General features: G+C 60.5%; 14 protein-coding genes and 2 pseudogenes. 5 read left to right on the top strand and 11 right to left on the bottom strand.

The genetic code is table 11. The annotated features are described in order from the left end of the window. Positions 1-383: 383 nt before the first annotated feature. Together ACN9MO_RS31305 and ACN9MO_RS31310 are read right to left on the bottom strand one after the other, a co-directional pair. Entirely contained in the window at positions 384-725 is a 342-nt protein-coding gene (locus tag ACN9MO_RS31305; RefSeq protein WP_156414627.1) for a hypothetical protein, read from the bottom strand. A gap of 142 nt (positions 726-867) precedes the next feature. Beyond that, positions 868-1,173, bottom strand: a complete 306-nt coding sequence (locus ACN9MO_RS31310) for a DUF982 domain-containing protein (RefSeq protein ID WP_082615807.1) — start codon at positions 1,171-1,173, stop codon at positions 868-870. A gap of 616 nt (positions 1,174-1,789) precedes the next feature. On the opposite strand from ACN9MO_RS31310, the gene panD reads away from it, so the two are divergent. Then, the gene (panD, locus tag ACN9MO_RS31315; protein WP_113737916.1) at positions 1,790-2,242 is read left to right on the top strand and encodes an aspartate 1-decarboxylase; all 453 of its coding nucleotides are present in this window, start codon (positions 1,790-1,792) and stop codon (positions 2,240-2,242) included. A 70-nt stretch (positions 2,243-2,312) separates the two neighbouring features. Here the strand turns inward: panD and dinB are convergent, their stop codons facing one another. Together dinB and ACN9MO_RS31325 are read right to left on the bottom strand one after the other, a co-directional pair. Then, positions 2,313-3,353 carry a DNA polymerase IV gene (gene dinB / locus ACN9MO_RS31320; protein ID WP_113737923.1) on the bottom strand — a complete coding sequence of 347 codons (1,041 nt, stop codon included), beginning with the start codon at positions 3,351-3,353 and terminating at the stop codon, positions 2,313-2,315. Between the two features lie 52 nt (positions 3,354-3,405). Next, positions 3,406-4,077 carry an SOS response-associated peptidase gene (locus ACN9MO_RS31325; RefSeq protein ID WP_113737917.1) on the bottom strand — a complete coding sequence of 224 codons (672 nt, stop codon included), beginning with the start codon at positions 4,075-4,077 and terminating at the stop codon, positions 3,406-3,408. Between the two features lie 230 nt (positions 4,078-4,307). Here ACN9MO_RS31325 and ACN9MO_RS31330 point away from each other — a divergent pair, with 230 nt between their 5' ends. Genes ACN9MO_RS31330 through ACN9MO_RS31340 form a run of 3 tightly spaced genes read left to right on the top strand, consistent with a single transcriptional unit; the run spans position 4,308 to position 9,770 of the window. After that, positions 4,308-5,069: an ImuA family protein gene (locus tag ACN9MO_RS31330; protein WP_057250094.1), complete on the top strand. Its 762-nt coding sequence runs from the start codon at positions 4,308-4,310 to the stop codon at positions 5,067-5,069. Continuing rightward, on the top strand, positions 4,984-6,507 hold the full coding sequence (locus ACN9MO_RS31335; RefSeq protein WP_113737924.1) for a Y-family DNA polymerase: 1,524 nt from the start codon (positions 4,984-4,986) through the stop codon (positions 6,505-6,507). The genes ACN9MO_RS31330 and ACN9MO_RS31335 overlap by 86 nt, the downstream gene beginning before the upstream one ends. Next, a complete protein-coding gene (locus tag ACN9MO_RS31340) occupies positions 6,504-9,770 on the top strand; it encodes an error-prone DNA polymerase (protein WP_425989137.1) in 3,267 nt (1,088 codons plus the stop codon). The genes ACN9MO_RS31335 and ACN9MO_RS31340 overlap by 4 nt, the downstream gene beginning before the upstream one ends. 164 nt (positions 9,771-9,934) lie before the next feature. On the opposite strand, the gene ACN9MO_RS31345 is transcribed toward ACN9MO_RS31340, so the two are convergent. From ACN9MO_RS31345 to ACN9MO_RS31355, 3 genes and pseudogenes are all read right to left on the bottom strand, one after another. Further along, positions 9,935-10,156, bottom strand: a complete 222-nt coding sequence (locus ACN9MO_RS31345; RefSeq protein ID WP_425989140.1) for a PAN domain-containing protein — start codon at positions 10,154-10,156, stop codon at positions 9,935-9,937. Between the two features lie 246 nt (positions 10,157-10,402). Beyond that, positions 10,403-10,704, bottom strand: a pseudogene (locus ACN9MO_RS31350) (DUF982 domain-containing protein). Positions 10,705-10,771: 67 nt separating this feature from the next. Continuing rightward, positions 10,772-11,991, bottom strand: a protein-coding gene (locus tag ACN9MO_RS31355) for an IS3 family transposase (RefSeq protein WP_113738009.1) whose coding sequence is annotated in 2 segments (ribosomal slippage) — positions 10,772-11,658 and positions 11,658-11,991 — 1,221 coding nt in all. Because the reading frame shifts where the segments join, the coding sequence is not laid out codon by codon here. A 385-nt stretch (positions 11,992-12,376) separates the two neighbouring features. Here ACN9MO_RS31355 and ACN9MO_RS31360 point away from each other — a divergent pair. Next, entirely contained in the window at positions 12,377-12,853 is a 477-nt protein-coding gene (locus ACN9MO_RS31360; protein ID WP_057250097.1) for an Hsp20 family protein, read from the top strand. Positions 12,854-13,338: 485 nt separating this feature from the next. Here the strand turns inward: ACN9MO_RS31360 and ACN9MO_RS31365 are convergent, their stop codons facing one another. From ACN9MO_RS31365 to ACN9MO_RS31380, 4 genes and pseudogenes are all read right to left on the bottom strand, one after another. Then, complete coding sequence (locus ACN9MO_RS31365) at positions 13,339-13,587, bottom strand: hypothetical protein (RefSeq protein WP_082615809.1); 249 nt, start codon at positions 13,585-13,587, stop codon at positions 13,339-13,341. A gap of 628 nt (positions 13,588-14,215) precedes the next feature. Beyond that, positions 14,216-14,821, bottom strand: a complete 606-nt coding sequence (locus tag ACN9MO_RS31370; protein ID WP_057250099.1) for a general stress protein — start codon at positions 14,819-14,821, stop codon at positions 14,216-14,218. Positions 14,822-14,850: 29 nt separating this feature from the next. Continuing rightward, a pseudogene (locus tag ACN9MO_RS31375) lies at positions 14,851-15,141 on the bottom strand (PepSY domain-containing protein). Positions 15,142-15,795: 654 nt separating this feature from the next. Next, the gene (locus ACN9MO_RS31380; RefSeq protein WP_082615811.1) at positions 15,796-15,981 is read right to left on the bottom strand and encodes a hypothetical protein; all 186 of its coding nucleotides are present in this window, start codon (positions 15,979-15,981) and stop codon (positions 15,796-15,798) included. Between the last annotated feature and the right edge of the window lie 113 nt (positions 15,982-16,094).

Genomic DNA, 16,094 nt, shown 5'->3' on the forward strand with positions numbered 1-16,094 from the left:
TCGCCGTGACGTCGGGGTTCGCATCAGACCATGAAGAATTGGATGCAGATCTCCTGTCCAAAAACAGGTTAGCAATGCGCGCGAACATTGGGTGAGGCGGTTATGGCCAAGCAGGAAGGGATCCTCGGCCGAAATTCAATCTGTCCAGGCGTACACAACAAACAACGCCAACCCGATCAAGATCAGGCCGAGGCCGAGCGCGTTTCTGGGCAAGCCGAGAAAGCGCAAACCCTGCCCTTTGGGTTCAAGTGTCGGCTTTGTGTCCTGTGGATCGCTGAGAGGGCGTCGGCTAAGCGCCGCCCATGCCATACATACGACGCCAAATGTCACACACGTGGCTGCTATCAGGACCGTTATCGACATGTGTGTCGCCTCCCATCGGACTACTCGATCCCGACCGTCCGCCGTTGTTGGAGACTAGTCACCAGCAACGGGTGGCAGGAAGACAGCTTGCGGGGCGCCATCTCCCAGGAGCGCTCCGCCCACGGCCAAATAAACCAGAACAGCACAAAGCCCGAACAGGATGAGCCAAACAGGAAACATCCCGGATGCTCGTTCTTCAGGTGAACCATAGTCGTTTCGTCGCCACATCGCTCTTCCCATTCGTACTGAAGAAGAACGAGGCTGCCAGCGACATGTTCCACGATGCGCAGCGCGCCTTGGAACCAGGAAAACTCGCGAGGCACTCGTCCAGACCCTCTTTCTTCACCGAGATGGCTCGCCACGGGAACAAGGTTTCCAGTAGCTGAGTAACCGGGGCAGAGCGGCTATGTGGTGCAACGAACTCCAATGCCAGGTCTCGATGACTTGGAACCCGACTTTCCTGCTTGTCGGTGCGATGCGGTTTTCGTGCGCAAATTGGCGTTGTCAGGTCAATGGCTTGTTGCCGTGGGGTCCCGAGCGCGCATGGTAGTGGGCAGCAACCGCTGACGTTGCCATGCCAGCCTCCAAACACGCACCGATGAAGGCATCTCGGGCGACCGCTGCTGGAACGGAGCGATTCAACGCACAGCGGCACGTTATCATGGCTCGTTCATAGCCTTGTCCGTGCCGTATCGGCCATTCATGTTCCAGAAAATCCAGCGCGTCGTAGACCGATGCGAAAATGCGGTTCGATCCTGACTGCAAACGAACAGATAACGGGACCGCCCAAGGTATCTCAGGAAGGCGCATAATGTCCTCCTTCCGCAGGTTAACGGATTGAAAAATTAACATAAATTAGAAATGAAATTATATAGCGACAAGCCCCATCCTTCAACGTTGATACAGTAGTCATCTCGGGGGACAGGCCTAGTACATTCGCCGTACGGATTGCGAGAACGCGGTGAGGGAACCTAGTGCCGGCCTCCGGCCATGGGCTATCGCGAGATGTCCGCGGCGGACTACGGAAGGACGATGGAGCTTGTCTGATCGCTGCCGCGCAAACCGCCTCCGGATGCAGGTAAGCAGCGATCAAGGAATACTCGGCGCTTTTGTGGCGGGCACCGAGTGTCACGAGATCCGGGGTCGTCATTTGAGCAGGTTGATATATTAGCAAAACCGTACCGGAATTGCCGAAAGCGACCTTCCTTGCGGGGACCTTTGTTCGTATCTGAGTGCATCGGCTCGGCCGATGGACTTTTTCTTCCCCGCGTTCAGAGAGCCATCTGGGTGCGAACGTTGCCCCGCCTTCCCCGGCGGGGCTTTCTTTTCAATTTCCGCTTGGCGATTGTCGGAGCGCGAAGATCTCCGCGTCGGTCGGCAGCGCCAAGGCGCGAGGAACCTGATCAACCGCGAGGCGTGAAAAAGCATGAGAAAGCTGGTCGCAGGGAAGCTCCATGGCATTTATGTCACCGAGGCGAACCTCAACTATCATGGGTCGATAACTCTTGACCCGGACCACTGTGAGGAGGCCGGCATCTTGCCGATGGAGTTCGTCGAGATCTGGAACAAGAATTCCGGCGCGCGCATCTCCACTTACGTCATCCTCGGTGAGCGCGGATCCAGGTGCTGCATCCTCAATGGTGCGGCCGCAAGGACCTGCCAGCCCGGCGACCAGATCATCATATGCAACTCGGTCTACCTCGACGAAAGCCGGCTTACTTCCTTAAAGCCGAAAGTGCTGACCTTCGACGAGAACAACCACGTGCAGGATCGCCTCTGCTACTCGGTGGGGGTCGATGCATCGAGCAAATACACCTTCGAAATCCTCGGCGAGGCTGAGACGGCGTTGCCCATACCGCTCATGGTGTCCGGTAGCTGATGGTTCGCTGAGAGTCCGCAAGCATGTCAGGCCCCGTGGTCTCTGGCGCGGCCGGCCTTTTGCGTCTTCCTCAAAGCGCTAATGAGAACTGCGGCGCGCTTTCGAGTTTGGCTGGTTCAAGCGACGACAGGGTCACGCCCAGCAACCGGATGCCTTTCGGAGCAGGGAAGAGCGGAGACAACAGCATCGTCATGACCGCGGCAAGCTCGGCGGCACTCGCGATCGGTGCTGCAGTTGTCTTGCTTCGCGTGATCTGCGTGAAATCCGCCCACTTTACCTTGAGCGTAGCGGTCTTGGCGCGAATGCCGCTCGCCTCGCAATAGCGCCAGACCTTTTCGATCAGCGGTTCGAGACCGGCTCGCGCGGTTTCAAAATCGTGGACGTCCACTAAGAACGTGTCTTCCGCACCGATGGACTTGCGCACCCGGTCGGCCTTCACCTGGCGCTCGTCGATACCGCGGGCGATCCAGTAGAAGTAAGGCCCTGATTTTCCGAAGTGTTGCTGCAGGAAGGCGATATCGTGAGCCTTCAGATCGGCGCCCGTTTCGATGCCGAGCTTGTGCATGCGCTCGGCGGTTGCCGGGCCGACGCCATGGAATTTCTTGACGGGCAGCGCCTCGACGAAAGCCGGACCGTTCTTCGGGGTGATGACGAAGAGGCCGTCCGGCTTCCTCTGGTCGGAAGCCATCTTGGCAAGGAACTTGTTGTAGGAAACGCCGGCCGAAGCGGTCAAGCCTGTCCTTGCCCTGATCTTTGCGCGGATCTCCTCGGCGATCTCGGTCGCAACCTCCATTCCCTTGAGGTTCTCGGTAACATCCAGATAGGCCTCGTCGAGCGAGAGCGGTTCGATCAATGGTGTGTATTCGGCAAAGATCGCGTGGATCTGCTGTGAGACTGCGCGGTAAGCATCGAACCGCGGCCTCACGAAAACCAGATCCGGGCATTTCCGCTTGGCGGTGACGGACGGCATGGCCGAATGGACGCCGTACTTGCGCGCCTCATAGCTCGCGGCTGCCACCACGCCGCGGGCCTCGCCAAAGCCGACGGCGATCGGAAGCCCGCGAAGCTCGGGATTGTCCCGCTGCTCCACCGAGGCGTAGAAGGCATCCATATCGACATGGATGATCTTGCGCGGCTGCCTGAAAGTATCTGTCACGGTTGGCTCACAGCAATAGTTCCTCGCCCGGCGATGGCGCAGGCGGCTCGACGACAACAAGCATGTTGCCCGGAAGCGGCCGCTGCAGGTGCTTCACCTCATCCCAGGATCCGGTGAGCCACAGGTCGACCTCTTCAGGTGTGGTCAGGATCACCGGCATGGCCTTTTGATGGATCGGCGCGACGATCTCGTTCGGGGATGTGGTGAGGAAGCCGAAAAGCTCATATTCGCGCTCACCATAGCGCACGCGCCTGACACCCTTCCACGGTGTCCAGAAGCCGGCGAAGAACATCAGCGGCCGCTCTTTGTTGCCGGCAAACCAGGCGTTCGGGATTTTCCCGCCGGGAACTAAGCTTGCCGGATCCGGCTCGGCAAAGGAGGTGAAGGGTACGACGCAGCGACTGGTCGGCCCGAGCCAGCGTCTCCAGTGCGGAGAGGTGACGTTTCGGATGTTGGTGACGCCTGGATCGTAGTTCTTCACGAAAGCCGGCGGCGAGGGCATGCCCCAGGTGACACGCGTGATCTCGCGTTGACCGTCGTCGCCGATGCGAACAACCGGCGCCTGGTAGCCGGGATAAACGTCATAGGATGGCTGGTTCCAGCCGGCCTTGTCGCGGAAGGCTTTGGTGAATGCGATCACGGCATCGCGTGTCGTCGTGATGTTGTAGAGATTGCACACGGGCTCTGATCCTCCGCTTTTCTCATCGTCCTTCATACCAGCGCCCGCGCGCCTCTGTCGCCGTTCCCGGCGGCCGACGCATCCGTCTGCGCGAGGCCGCGTCTCCGTGCGGATCGCAATCAACAGGCTCTTTTCTGAACTTCGTTGACTCGCAACCCAAATAGGAACAAATAGAGAACATATCAACAGGAAGCGCTAATGCATAGCCCTGAGGAGTTGTTCCTTCCAAAATGTCCCGTCCAGTCGACAATATCGTCGTCTCAGCACTTCGCGAGCGCATCCAGCGCCTCGAGGGCACGAGCGGCCGTGGACGGCAGGTCCTGCCGTTTGGTGTCGTCGAGATTGATCGGCGCTTGCCGGGCGGCGGGCTCACACTCGGTTCGTTGCATGAGGTCGCCGGCGGCGGCAACGGTGCAATCGACGGCGCTGCAGCCGCCCTCTTTTCGGCGGGCATTGCCGCCCGCTCGAAGGGCAAGGTGCTCTGGTGCGTGACGCGGCCGGATCTCTTCGCGCCGGCGCTGGCTCAAGTAGGTCTTTCGCCGAGCCGCGTCATCTATGTGGAGGCCGGCGACGAAAAGGCGCTTCTCGCCTGCATGGAAGAAGGGCTTCGCCACGGCGGACTTGGGGCCGTCGTCGGCGAACTCGCCCGCCTTTCGATGACCTCTTCACGCCGCTTGCAGCTTGCGGCCGAAAGCTCAGGCACGATGGGTATCGCGATCCGCCGCTGGCGACGACAGGCCGAGGCTTCGGATTTCGGGCAGCCGACGGCATCGGTCACGCGCTGGCGGGTGTCCGTCCTGCCGTCGGCCCCCTTGCCGGTTCCAGGCGTCGGCCGCGCGCGTTGGCTGGTCGAACTTATCCGCTGCCGCGCCGGCGAAAGTGCAGATTTCGAAGTGGAGGCCCCAGATGCCAAGGGTCGTATCGCTCTTCCTCCCGAGCTGGTCCACGGATCGCCTGAGGCGCAAGCTCGGCGACGCAGCGCCACCGGCTGAAACGCCTCTCGTCCTCGTCGGTCGCGAAAAACGCCGGCGCGTGGTGCTCTCGGCGAATGCTGCGGCGATAGCCGCTAACCTGAGGCCGGGCATGGCTGCCACGAAGGCCCAGGCGCTCGTCACAAATCTTGTCGTCATGGACGCCGATCCGGCGGCTGATGCAGAAGCGCTCGAACGCCTGGCGCTCTGGGCGCTGCAGCGCTACGCGCCGATCGTCGCTGCCGACCCGCCCGACGGCTTGGTGATCGACACGACCGGTGCCGATCACCTGCATGGCGGCGAAGACCTGATGCTTTCGGGCATGGTCAACCGATTCTTCGGATCCGGCATCGAAGCACGGGCTGCCGTTGCCGATACGTGGGGGGCGGCCCATGCCGGCGCCCGGTTTCTCGCTCATCCGACGCTTGTCATCGCGCCGTGCGCGCAGGAGGACATCATCCAGAACCTACCGATCGCAGCGCTGCGCCTCGATCCGGCAATCGTTCATGGCCTTCGCGTGCTTGGCTTCAACACGATCGGCGAGGTGGCCGGCGTGCCGCGGGCGCCGCTTGCTCTCCGATTTGGACCCGAGCTTGGCCGTCGTCTCGACCAGGCCCTGGGAAAGACTGTCGAACCGATCGACCCGGTGCGCACGCCCGATCTCATCGAGGTTCGCCGCTCCTTTGGTGAACCAATTGCGGCTGCCGAGACCATCGCGCGCTATACAGCCAAGCTGGTGCTCATGCTCTGTCGGGTACTGGAAGAAAAGGGTCTTGGCGCGCGTCGCGTCGATCTTCTCTTCCATCGCGTCGACAACACCTACCAGGCGATCCGCGCAGGTACCGCGACCCCTGTTCGCGACGCCAAGCGCTTGACGCGGCTTATTACCGATCGGATCGAAACGATCGACCCTGGCTTCGGGATCGAGATCATGTCGCTGACGGCAACCCAGGCCGAACCGCTTGTGGCGAGCCAGATCATCTCTTCGCTGGTCGATGAGCCGGACGCCGATGTTTCCGGCCTGATCGACATCTTGGGAAACCGTATCGGCGCACGTCGGCTCTATCGCTTTGCACCGGTTGCAAGCGACGTGCCCGAGCGCTCCATCAACCGCATCGCGCCGATGGCGCCGGACGAAGGCCAGACCTGGCCCGGCCATTGGCCAAGGCCGGTGCGCCTGCTTGTCCATCCCGAACCGATCGAGACGATGGCGCTGCTTCCCGATCATCCGCCGGTCAGCTTCACCTGGCGCGGCGTGCGCCGGCGGGTGAGACGCGCCGATGGGCCGGAGCGCGTCTTCGGCGAGTGGTGGAAACGTGACGCCGAGCTCGTCGCCGTGCGCGACTATTTCCAGGTCGAGGACGACGCCGGCGAGCGCTACTGGATATATCGCGCAGGCGACGGCGAACACAGCGAGACCGGCAGCCACCAATGGTTCCTGCACGGGATCTTCGGATGACGACGCCGCGCTATGCCGAGCTGCAGGCTACCTCCCATTTCTCATTCCTGCGCGGTGCTTCCTCCTGTGAAGAGCTGTTTCAATGCGCAGCAGCGCTCGGCATCGAGGCGCTGGCAGTGGCCGACCGCAACAGTCTTGCCGGCATCGTGCGCGCCCATCAGGCGGCCAAGGATGCTGGCGTTCGGCTGGTCGTCGGCTGCCGCCTCGATCTTGAAGGCGACCTCTCGGTGCTCGTCTATCCGACAGACCGGCCGGCCTATGCGCGACTTTGCCGGCTGCTGTCGCTCGGCAAGAAGCGCGGCGGCAAGGCGAAATGCCGGCTCGACTGGTCCGATCTCGTTGCCTATGGCGAAGGACTGATCGCCGTCCTCATTCCCGATGCTGCTGATGAGGACTGCGCGTTGCGCCTACGGCGTCTGAAGGAAGCGTTTGGCGATCGTTCTTACTTGGCGCTGACGCTGCGCCGCCGGCCGAACGACCAGTTGCGGCTTCACCAGCTTTCCAACATGGCGATTTCGATCGGGGTGCCGACGGTCGTCACCAATGATGCGCTGTTTCATGTGCCCGAGCGCCGCATCCTGCAGGATGTCGTCACCTGCATTCGACACAACATCACAATCGACGAGGCCGGTTTCCGCCGCGAGCGGCACGCCGACCGCTACCTGAAGCCGCCCGAAGAAATGGCGCGCCTCTTTGCGCGCTACCCCGAAGCCCTGGGCCGCACCATCGAGATCATGGAGCGGTGCCGCTTTTCGCTCGACGAGCTCGCCTATCAATATCCGGAGGAGCGATCCAACCCGGAGCTGACGGCGCAACAGACGCTGGCGCAACTCACCTGGGAGGGCGCTGCCTGGCGCTATCCCGAAGGGTTGCCGGCCAAGGTCCGAAAGAACCTCGAGCACGAACTTCGACTAATCGAGAAGCTTCAATATGCGCCCTACTTCCTGACGGTGAACGCGATCGTACGTTTTGCCCGTTCAAGAGACATTCTCTGCCAGGGCAGGGGATCGGCTGCCAATTCGTCCATCTGCTATGTGCTTGGTATTACTTCGATCGACCCTGACATAAACGACCTTCTCTTCGAGCGCTTTGTTTCCGAGGAGCGGCGCGAGCCGCCTGACATCGACGTCGACTTCGAGCACGAGCGCCGCGAGATCGTGATGCAATGGGTGTTCGAGACCTATGGCCGCGATCACGCGGCCCTTTGCTCGACGGTTATCCGCTACCGGTCGAAGGGCGCCATTCGGGATGTCGGCAAGGCGCTTGGGCTGCCTGAGGACATGACGAAGATGCTGTCGTCACAGGTCTGGGGCTGGGGCGAGGACGTCGGCGAGAAACATGCCGAGGAGCTCAATCTCAATCTTTCTGACCGGCGATTGCGCCTGACGCTGGACCTGGCACGGCAGCTGATGGGAGCACCTCGCCACCTGTCGCAGCATCCGGGCGGCTTCGTTTTGACCCATGACCGCCTCGACGAACTCGTCCCGATCGAGCCGGCCGCCATGGCCGACCGTCAGGTCATCGAATGGGACAAGGACGATATCGATATCCTCAAGTTCATGAAGGTCGATTGCCTGGCGCTCGGCATGCTCTCCTGCATGAAGCGCGGCTTTGATCTTCTCGCCCTGCACAAGGGCATCAATCTCGATCTCGCGAGCATCCCGGCCGAAGACCCGCGCACCTACGCGATGATCAGGCGTGCCGACACGCTCGGCACCTTCCAGATCGAGAGCCGCGCGCAGATGTCGATGCTGCCGAGGATCAAGCCGCGCACCTTCTATGACCTCGTTATCGAGGTGGCGATCGTGCGGCCCGGCCCGATCCAGGGCGACATGGTGCATCCCTATCTTCGTCGGCGCGAGGGAAAAGAGGCGGTTGTCTATCCGAAGCCGGAACTGGAGCAGGTTCTTGGCAAGACGCTCGGCGTGCCGCTCTTCCAGGAACAGGCGATGCGGGTCGCGATCGAGTGCGCCGGCTTCAAGCCCGGAGAAGCCGATCAGCTCAGGCGCGCCATGGCGACCTTCAAGCATACAGGTGGTGTCTCGAAGTTCGGCGAGAAGCTTGTCCGGGGCATGGTCGCAAACGGCTATGAACCGGACTTTGCCGTGAAGACCTTCAAGCAGCTCGAAGGGTTCGGAAGCTACGGCTTTCCTGAAAGCCACGCCGCCTCCTTTGCGCTGATTGCCTATGCTTCTTCCTGGCTGAAATGCTGGCATCCGGACGTATTCTGTGCGGCTCTCCTCAATGCTCAGCCGATGGGATTTTACGCCCCGGCCCAGATCGTGCGGGATGCGCGCGACCACAGTGTCGAAGTCCGCCCGGTTTGTGTGAACGCCAGCCGCTGGGATTGCACGCTCGAGGCAACGGCCGATGAAAGCCGTCTTGCCGTTCGTCTCGGCTTTCGCATGATCAAGGGGCTCGCGAACACCGATGCTGCGGCAATAGTTGCCGCGCGCGAGGAACGATCTTTCGAGAGCGTCGACGATCTCTGGCGCCGGGCAGGCGTGCCGGCTGCCTCGCTCGTCGAGCTTGCCGAAGCCGACGCCTTCCAACCTTCGCTGGGGCTTGCGCGGCGCGAGGCGCTATGGGCGATCAAGGCATTGCGCGACGAGCCGCTGCCGCTCTTTGCCGCCGCTTCGGCCCGTGAAAGCCGGACTGTCGCCGAACTCGATGAACCCTTTGTGGCGCTGAGGCCCATGACTTCGGGTGCGGAGGTGGTGGAGGACTATGGGCATGTCGGGCTGACGCTGCGCAACCATCCGCTCTCGTTCCTGCGCGCTGATCTTTCGAAACGTCGCATCATCACCTGCCGCGACGCGATGCTGACGCGCGACGGAAAATGGTTGGAAGCCGCGGGCTTGGTGCTCGTCCGCCAGCGGCCGGGCTCGGCCAAGGGTGTGATGTTCATCACCATCGAGGATGAGACCGGCATTGCCAACCTCGTCATCTGGGCAAAGACCTTCGAGAAGTATCGCCGCGTGGTGCTTGGTGCAGGCATGCTCGGCGTCTATGGCCGTATCCAGCGGGAAGGCGAGGTGGTGCATCTCGTCGCCCATCGGCTGACCGATCTATCCGCAGAGCTTGCCAGCGTCGGCGATCGGGATGCCGGCTTTCCGCTTCCGCATGGGCGAGGTGACGAGTTTCATCATGGGGCGCCGACGCCCGATCCGCGCGGGCTGCCGAAAGGGCCGCGGCCTCGCGACATCGTGGATCCCTATCTGCATCTCGATGCGATCAAGGTGAAGACGCGGGACTTTCGGTGAGGGGAAAGTTGACCCTTCGCAGGACGACGACTCGTATCCTTTCAAGTCGGGCGAAACGCGGCCGCGTCAGTCGAGGCCGACAATCTTCGCTGGCGCGAAGGTTTGGAAAGTTTTCATACCGGAAATCATGCCGGATTTGAAAAGAGGTGTGCCGACAGCGCCCTTCAGCATTCCCTCTCTTTCTTGATGTAGGTGAACGCAACACACCGGTCATTGTCGATGCAGGCCAGTAGGCACTGCAAAGGCGTTGCGTTCAAAATATACGCACGGACCCCCAGATCGCCTTCAGGTAGATCGAACCGCGCCTTCTTCGGATCGATCAGCCCTTGGCAGCCCTCGATGTAGGCCTCCACGGCTGCTAACTTCTGCTTCTCCGAATCCTTCATATCAACTCAAAAAGTGGCATCCAACTTTTTGGGGTCAGTTCAACTATCCGGCTCCAGACCGTGCGCTTCTGCGCGCTCATTACGCCAAGCTTGCGCTATTTGCGCGCGGCGGCTTCTTGGAGTCTCGAGCGGTCATGTTCGGCGCACATCGCGAGATGTTCTCGTTTCATGCGTCCGAAGTCGCAGAATGTCGGGAACGAGGGGCAGAGAGGCCGCAAGCGCAGCCTCTCACTGTTGATGGTCAGTTTAGGGTGAAATCCTACCGCCACCGGACTTGGTCTTGACCATCCACGGCAGAACCGCGGGAGCTTTCGCGAGTATGCCCTTCTTCTTCGCGAAGGAGCGGAATGCGTCTCGCGCCACCCGAACGGGCTTGTGCCCGTCATGGGCCAGATAGCACGTCTTCAGGGTCGCGTCGTGGATGATGTCGCGATCTCCTTTGGACCACTCTCAAGGAAATCGATCGCGTCGTCGAGATTGGTGATTTCGAGGACCAGATCCTTCCTTTCACGCAGGTAAACTGGCCGGTCAAACATCTTCGTGTGCATTTCTACCTCACTGAATTCGCGGGTTTTCAACAAGGAAGTGGAGTTGCCCCATAAAAACCGGACAGGATCAGGTTTCTGTTTGACGGTTTAAGAACTCGCGCGGTGATCGATATCCCAAAGCCTTGTGCGGGTGAAGCGTGTTGTAATGCTCGAACCATAAGGGCAGTTGGGCGATGACGGTTTCGGCGTCCGGAATGGGATTGACCGAGACGTAGTCGCGCTTGAAGGTTTTGACGAAGGCTTCCGCCATTCCGTTTGACTGCGGGCTGCGAATGGGTGTCGAGCAAGGCTCCATCCCGATATCCAGCAGCAGCGATTTCGTGTCCTTCGCAATGAAGCACGAGCCATTGTCAGTCAGCCATTCGATGGGCTTTGGAAGGGCGTTGATGCGACCGAAGCGGTTCTCGACGGCGGTGATGACAAGGTCCTGAACGTCCGCGCTCTTGATGCCTTCAGTGGTGGCGACGTGGGCAATGGCCTCGCGGTCACAGCAGTCGAGGGCAAAGGCAACGCGCACCTTCTCTCTGTTGTCGCAGCCAATTTCGAATCCGTCCGAACACCAACGTAGGTTCGACTGCTCCACAGCGACGCGGCCGTCGTGGCGACGGGTATCACTCGCACCAGTATGGCGCTGAAGGAGCAGGTCGTGCACCTTCATCACCCGATAGACGCGTTTGACGTTTGGCCAGGAACGGCCATCGTTGCTGGCGTTTCGGCGCAGAATGGCGTGAACCCGGCGATAGCCGTAGGTCGGCATATCGGCGATGATCGTTTTGATCTCATCCACCAGGCCCTGATCAGCAAGCGGCGGTCGCCCACGGGCTTTGGAAGGGATTTGCTTCACGCGCTCTGCAATGTTTGATCGGGCGACACCCAAAGTCTCGCACACCGCCGTCATCGCGAACTGCCCTTCGGCAATGACAGCGAGCGCAACAGGTGTTTTTTTGGGCCGGTGGCGATCTCAAGCGCTTCCTTGAGGATTTCGCCTTCCATCGTCTTCTTGCCCAACAGGCGCTGCAGTTCCTTGACCTGGTTCTGAAGGGCTCGATATTCGGATGCCGGAACGACGTCTTCCTGCGATGCGGTTGCGGTGAACGCTCCCTGCGCTGCAAGCTTGCGCCAATTGAACAACTGGTTCGGCTGGATGCCGTGACGCCGCGCGACGATGCTGACCGTCGCATCCCCTTCATACGTCTCCTGAACGATGGCGAGCTTCTCGGCCGTCGACCAGCGACGGCGGCGCTCAGGGCCGGACAGCACTTCTATCTTCGGGTTGTGACTACTCATAATGGGGACATTACTCCTCACACTTAACAAGTGGGAGATCATGTCCGGGGATTTATGGGGCCATTACAGGAAGGCGCGTGATGCGCCCGTCAAAAATTTAATTTCGCAGCCCCTTGAGTTCAAGCGCTCTCAATGAATGTTCCGTGCCAAGCCCCTTGACCGATCTGACAGGCCCCTGCCACTTGTCTGGAGCAGCGTGCATCCGCTGAGCGGCCTGTCTTGAGCGACGCTTATGCCGCCCTCATTTTTTCTTTCCGAGCCCTTGAAACTGAACTTTTGCTAAACCAAATCGCTTGTCGCCAGCCGCTAGAATCAGGGCTGGACTTGCTGGAAGTGTCGTCTTTCGGCGCTTCCAATATCCATGTTGCTCAAGGAGGATATGGTTATGGCAACAACTTACGACTACGCACCGCTTTTCCGATCGACCGTCGGGTTCGACCGGCTCTTCAGTCTGCTCGAAAACGCCCAGCGGGCCCGTTCGATGAGCGATTGGCCGCCCTACGACATCGTCAAGACCGGTGACGATAGCTATCGGATCTCGATTGCGGTCGCCGGTTTTACGCGAGACGATCTCGACATCACGTTTCAAACCAACCTTCTGACGGTCGTCGGCAAGAAGCAGGAATCCTCGTCAGAAGCCTATCTGCACCGCGGGATCGCCGGGCGACCGTTTGAGCACCGGTTCGAGCTTGCCGACCACGTGCGGGTGATCGGCGCTGACCTGAACAACGGTCTCCTGGAGATCGATCTCGTGCGGGAAATCCCGGAGGAGATGAAGCCACGCAAAATCGCGATCGAAAGTGCGGCGGTGTTTGAACAGTCACAAGCTCCGACGCAAATCGAAGCATCAAATGCCGCATAGGTGATCTCGACGAACTGGGCGCCGTTCTCCTGGCGCCCATCTAGAACCCGGGTTGGAAAGGTAGGATGCCGTTCATGCACCCCCCTCTAGCGAAAATGGCGTCTTCGACATGGAGCCTCCAGATGGAACAACTGGGTAAACAAGTAGCTCCCGACACCACAATTCAAATCACACCACCCAAGCATTACAACTGGAGCGCGCCGGATATTGTCACCTGCCTCTGTTGTCGAAAGAAGCGCCCGGCCACGAGCATGGATGCAGATGGCTGTGGCATCTGTGAAGAGTGCCTGGCGCCCTGATGACGGTGCAACACGCGGTCGTCTCCATTGCAAGTCGTTCGCTCGACCGCTGGCTCAGCCGTCGTTCGCACGAAATCCCGACAAACAAAACCGCAGCCCCGGGTCCTTGGGCTGCGGTCCTGCGCGCCAGGATACGGGTTTTCATCCGTGACATCATTCAAAGCCGCACGCCGGTCGGGTCCTCTTTTATCGCCAGTAGCCCCGCCCGCTATCGACCGATGACCTTCCCAAAACATAGCCGATGGTGAAGGCGAGGGCGCCAATAAGCACTCCCAGAGTGGTGGCGGTGTGAGGATGTTCTGCTGCTGCGGTCGCTACCGCGCTTGTCTCTCGCCTCACTGCTTCAGTGGCTGTTTGGGCAGCCTTACGGACGCCGGCGAGAGGTTCATCGGGTGTGCCGGTGGAGCCCGCTTTTAAATCGTCGTCTTTGGCCATGCTTGTATCTCCTGTCGAGTGCGCAAGACAAACTGATGACGGCGCCATCGGTTCCGAAGCGGTGTTCTCGCGGAACCAAACTACAATTTGCCGGTTGTCAGCGGTCACATCGTGGAGGGTGTCATGGCTTAGAAGAGCAAGATCCCGAAGAAGCTTGCTGGCTACTAAGTCCCAAAACCTATCCGGAAGACGGGACTCGTAAAAGGGCTTCTGGCAAGCGATATCGGTAGGAGTGTGCTGCCAAAGCCCTGACGGCCGCCGTGGCCGCAGCGGCCGCAGTGCTTGTCGAGGAACGAGGCGACATAGCCGATGCGGCCGGCAAGGGCGCCCGCAGTAGCAAACGGGCACTGGGGATTACCGGTAATGCTGTCAGCCACGCGACGGAGGCGGCGATCGACGTTATCCGGAAGTCTGCGCGAGATGTACTTCCAGAGAAGCTGAGACCGGACGCCAAAGAAAGTCCTCGCCAAGTGGCGGTTCATTAGAAGCCGCGCCGGCCCACCAAGAAGCAAGCGACGCGGGACATCTGGAACGATATCTGACAGGTCGGCTCGGGCGGCACGGCATGGAAAAGGCGGCTGCGGCCGGAGTGGCCTCCGCGGCCCTCTCGGCTCGCCGCGAAAGTCGGTTAGGGCATCATGCTGCGATACCGCTCGCGCTCGCGTTCGACCTGATCCACGGTGTAAGGATCGGCGTCCTCGTCAAAATGCGACCATCCCTCCTCAGTGTAAGCGCTGCGACGAGCGGCGAGATCAACCCGATCCCGTTGTTGCAAGATTGTTTCGGCTTGGGCGACGAGATCATGCTCGACCCGCGCTGTCACCAGGGTTCCGCCGCGCCGAACGCCTTCGGCGTAAACGTGCGCGTCGTCTTCATCCACGCCGGTTTCGGTCAATCCGCCGATGATGCCACCTGCCGCACCGCCGGCAACAGCGCCAGCCGCGGCGCCTGCGGCGGTCGCTGCCAGCCAACCGGCCGCGACAACCGGTCCCACCCCAGGGATGGCCATAAGTCCAAGTCCAGTGAGAAGTCCAACAATGCCACCTCCCGCGGCACCAAGACCCGCTCCGGCGCTGGCGCCTCCGGCGGCGTCGGAGGTATCGTCGGAATACCAATCGCCGCTGTTGTTGGCGATAATGCTGATATCATCGGGCGGTATGCCCGCCGCCTCGAGATCACGCACCGCATCTCGCGCCGTTTCATAATCGTCAAAAAGACCTGTCACGGTTCTCATCTTCAGTCTCCCTAGCTTTGGGTTTTACCTTATTGGGCTGTCACATTGTCTTGGGTCGAGGGCGACGGTCACGGACTTACTGTCCTTTCTTCGCGTTTGCTTGCCACACACCCTTGTCATCGAGCTTGAGTGCGGTGACATCGGTGTAGCCGGCGGCCTCTATCCGCTCGGTGAAACTGTTTAGCTCCCTCCACGGGCACAGTGGGTGTTTGCGAGTCGGGCGTGGTGGCTGCCGGCGTGTTTCCGTTCGTCGAAGGCGTCGTTTGCGCAAACGCAGCGGCGGTTACAGCGCTCATCAGCGCCGCCGCAACGATAGTCATGGGGGTTCATGAACGTGGCCTCTGCTTGTAAATCGGATTGATCCGGCTCTCGAACCCTGGGGGTGCGATTTGGTTCCGGCGCAGAGGCACTCGGGGATCATTGAACGGGATTACCACTCAATCGCGCTTGAACGCGAATTTGGCCTTCGACCTCCAGTATGGGGCGCTGTAGCCTGTCTGAGCGTCACCCGATGTGCCGACTTGTTAACGAGAAATATAAGTATATTCTAATTAACGATCGTCTGCCGCAGTCTCGCCGGCTGCGGATGTCGCTTGGGCGATCAGCCGTCCTGACTGAGCCTCCGACCAATTTGGCGGAGGCTCTTTTCAGGGATCGAGGGCGGCACGCGTCTCGGGTGGCGCCCTCGCCCGCGCGCGAACGTAATCTCGGACAGCGGGACGTCCACCGTCATATCATTCCAAACTCGCACCCGTGTCGAACATAGTCTGGCTAGCCGGGACAACCAACCCAACCAGCGGGCGTCCCAACAAGTCTCTCAGTGGTGGCGCGAACTCGAACGGCGCGAGTTTCGGTATTCGCCGGCGACCGTCAGCGGCCTTCCTTTTAGACATGAAGCCCGAAACCAAAGCATTGCTGAGAATTTATCCTCAGGCGGGTCTTGGCGATCGCTTGGCAGGTGAGGTGTAAGATTTTCATCCTCCAGGATTTTGTTTCTCTCCCGCGCTTCTGCCGTCCGAGCTCCTCGATCGTTCCTCGAAGCGTTCTTCCCCCTTGGCCAAGGGACTTCCTTTCTGGCATTCGATCCGTCGCTCTTCTCTTTCAGCGCTCTCTTGCAAGCCCTGCGCTGACTCGCGGCCCTCAAACGCCGGTCCCTTCACTGTTTCAGTGAAGGCAGGATCGGAAGACAGCGTTTGCCTGGGGTCCGGGCTAAGTTCAGGCCCTTCTGCATTCGCGCTCGCGACCGCATTGCCCGACCGAATACCGTTCAAAG

This window comes from Ensifer sp. R-19 (assembly GCF_049905105.1).
In the GTDB taxonomy this organism is placed as follows: Bacteria; Pseudomonadota; Alphaproteobacteria; order Rhizobiales; family Rhizobiaceae; genus Ensifer.

Excerpts from the sequence above, each read along its gene's own strand:
- ACN9MO_RS31370 (WP_057250099.1), bottom strand. The coding sequence starts at position 14,821 with ATGAGAACCGTGACAGGTCTTTTTGACGATTATGAAACGGCGCGAGAT.
- ACN9MO_RS31335 (WP_113737924.1), top strand. The coding sequence starts at position 4,984 with ATGCCAAGGGTCGTATCGCTCTTCCTCCCGAGCTGGTCCACGGATCGC.
- ACN9MO_RS31360 (WP_057250097.1), top strand. The coding sequence starts at position 12,377 with ATGGCAACAACTTACGACTACGCACCGCTTTTCCGATCGACCGTCGGG.
- dinB (WP_113737923.1), bottom strand. The coding sequence starts at position 3,353 with ATGGATGCCTTCTACGCCTCGGTGGAGCAGCGGGACAATCCCGAGCTT.
- ACN9MO_RS31365 (WP_082615809.1), bottom strand. The coding sequence starts at position 13,587 with ATGGCCAAAGACGACGATTTAAAAGCGGGCTCCACCGGCACACCCGAT.
- panD (WP_113737916.1), top strand. The coding sequence starts at position 1,790 with ATGAGAAAGCTGGTCGCAGGGAAGCTCCATGGCATTTATGTCACCGAG.
- ACN9MO_RS31330 (WP_057250094.1), top strand. The coding sequence starts at position 4,308 with ATGTCCCGTCCAGTCGACAATATCGTCGTCTCAGCACTTCGCGAGCGC.
- ACN9MO_RS31310 (WP_082615807.1), bottom strand. The coding sequence starts at position 1,173 with ATGCGCCTTCCTGAGATACCTTGGGCGGTCCCGTTATCTGTTCGTTTG.
- ACN9MO_RS31340 (WP_425989137.1), top strand. The coding sequence starts at position 6,504 with ATGACGACGCCGCGCTATGCCGAGCTGCAGGCTACCTCCCATTTCTCA.
- ACN9MO_RS31345 (WP_425989140.1), bottom strand. The coding sequence starts at position 10,156 with ATGAAGGATTCGGAGAAGCAGAAGTTAGCAGCCGTGGAGGCCTACATC.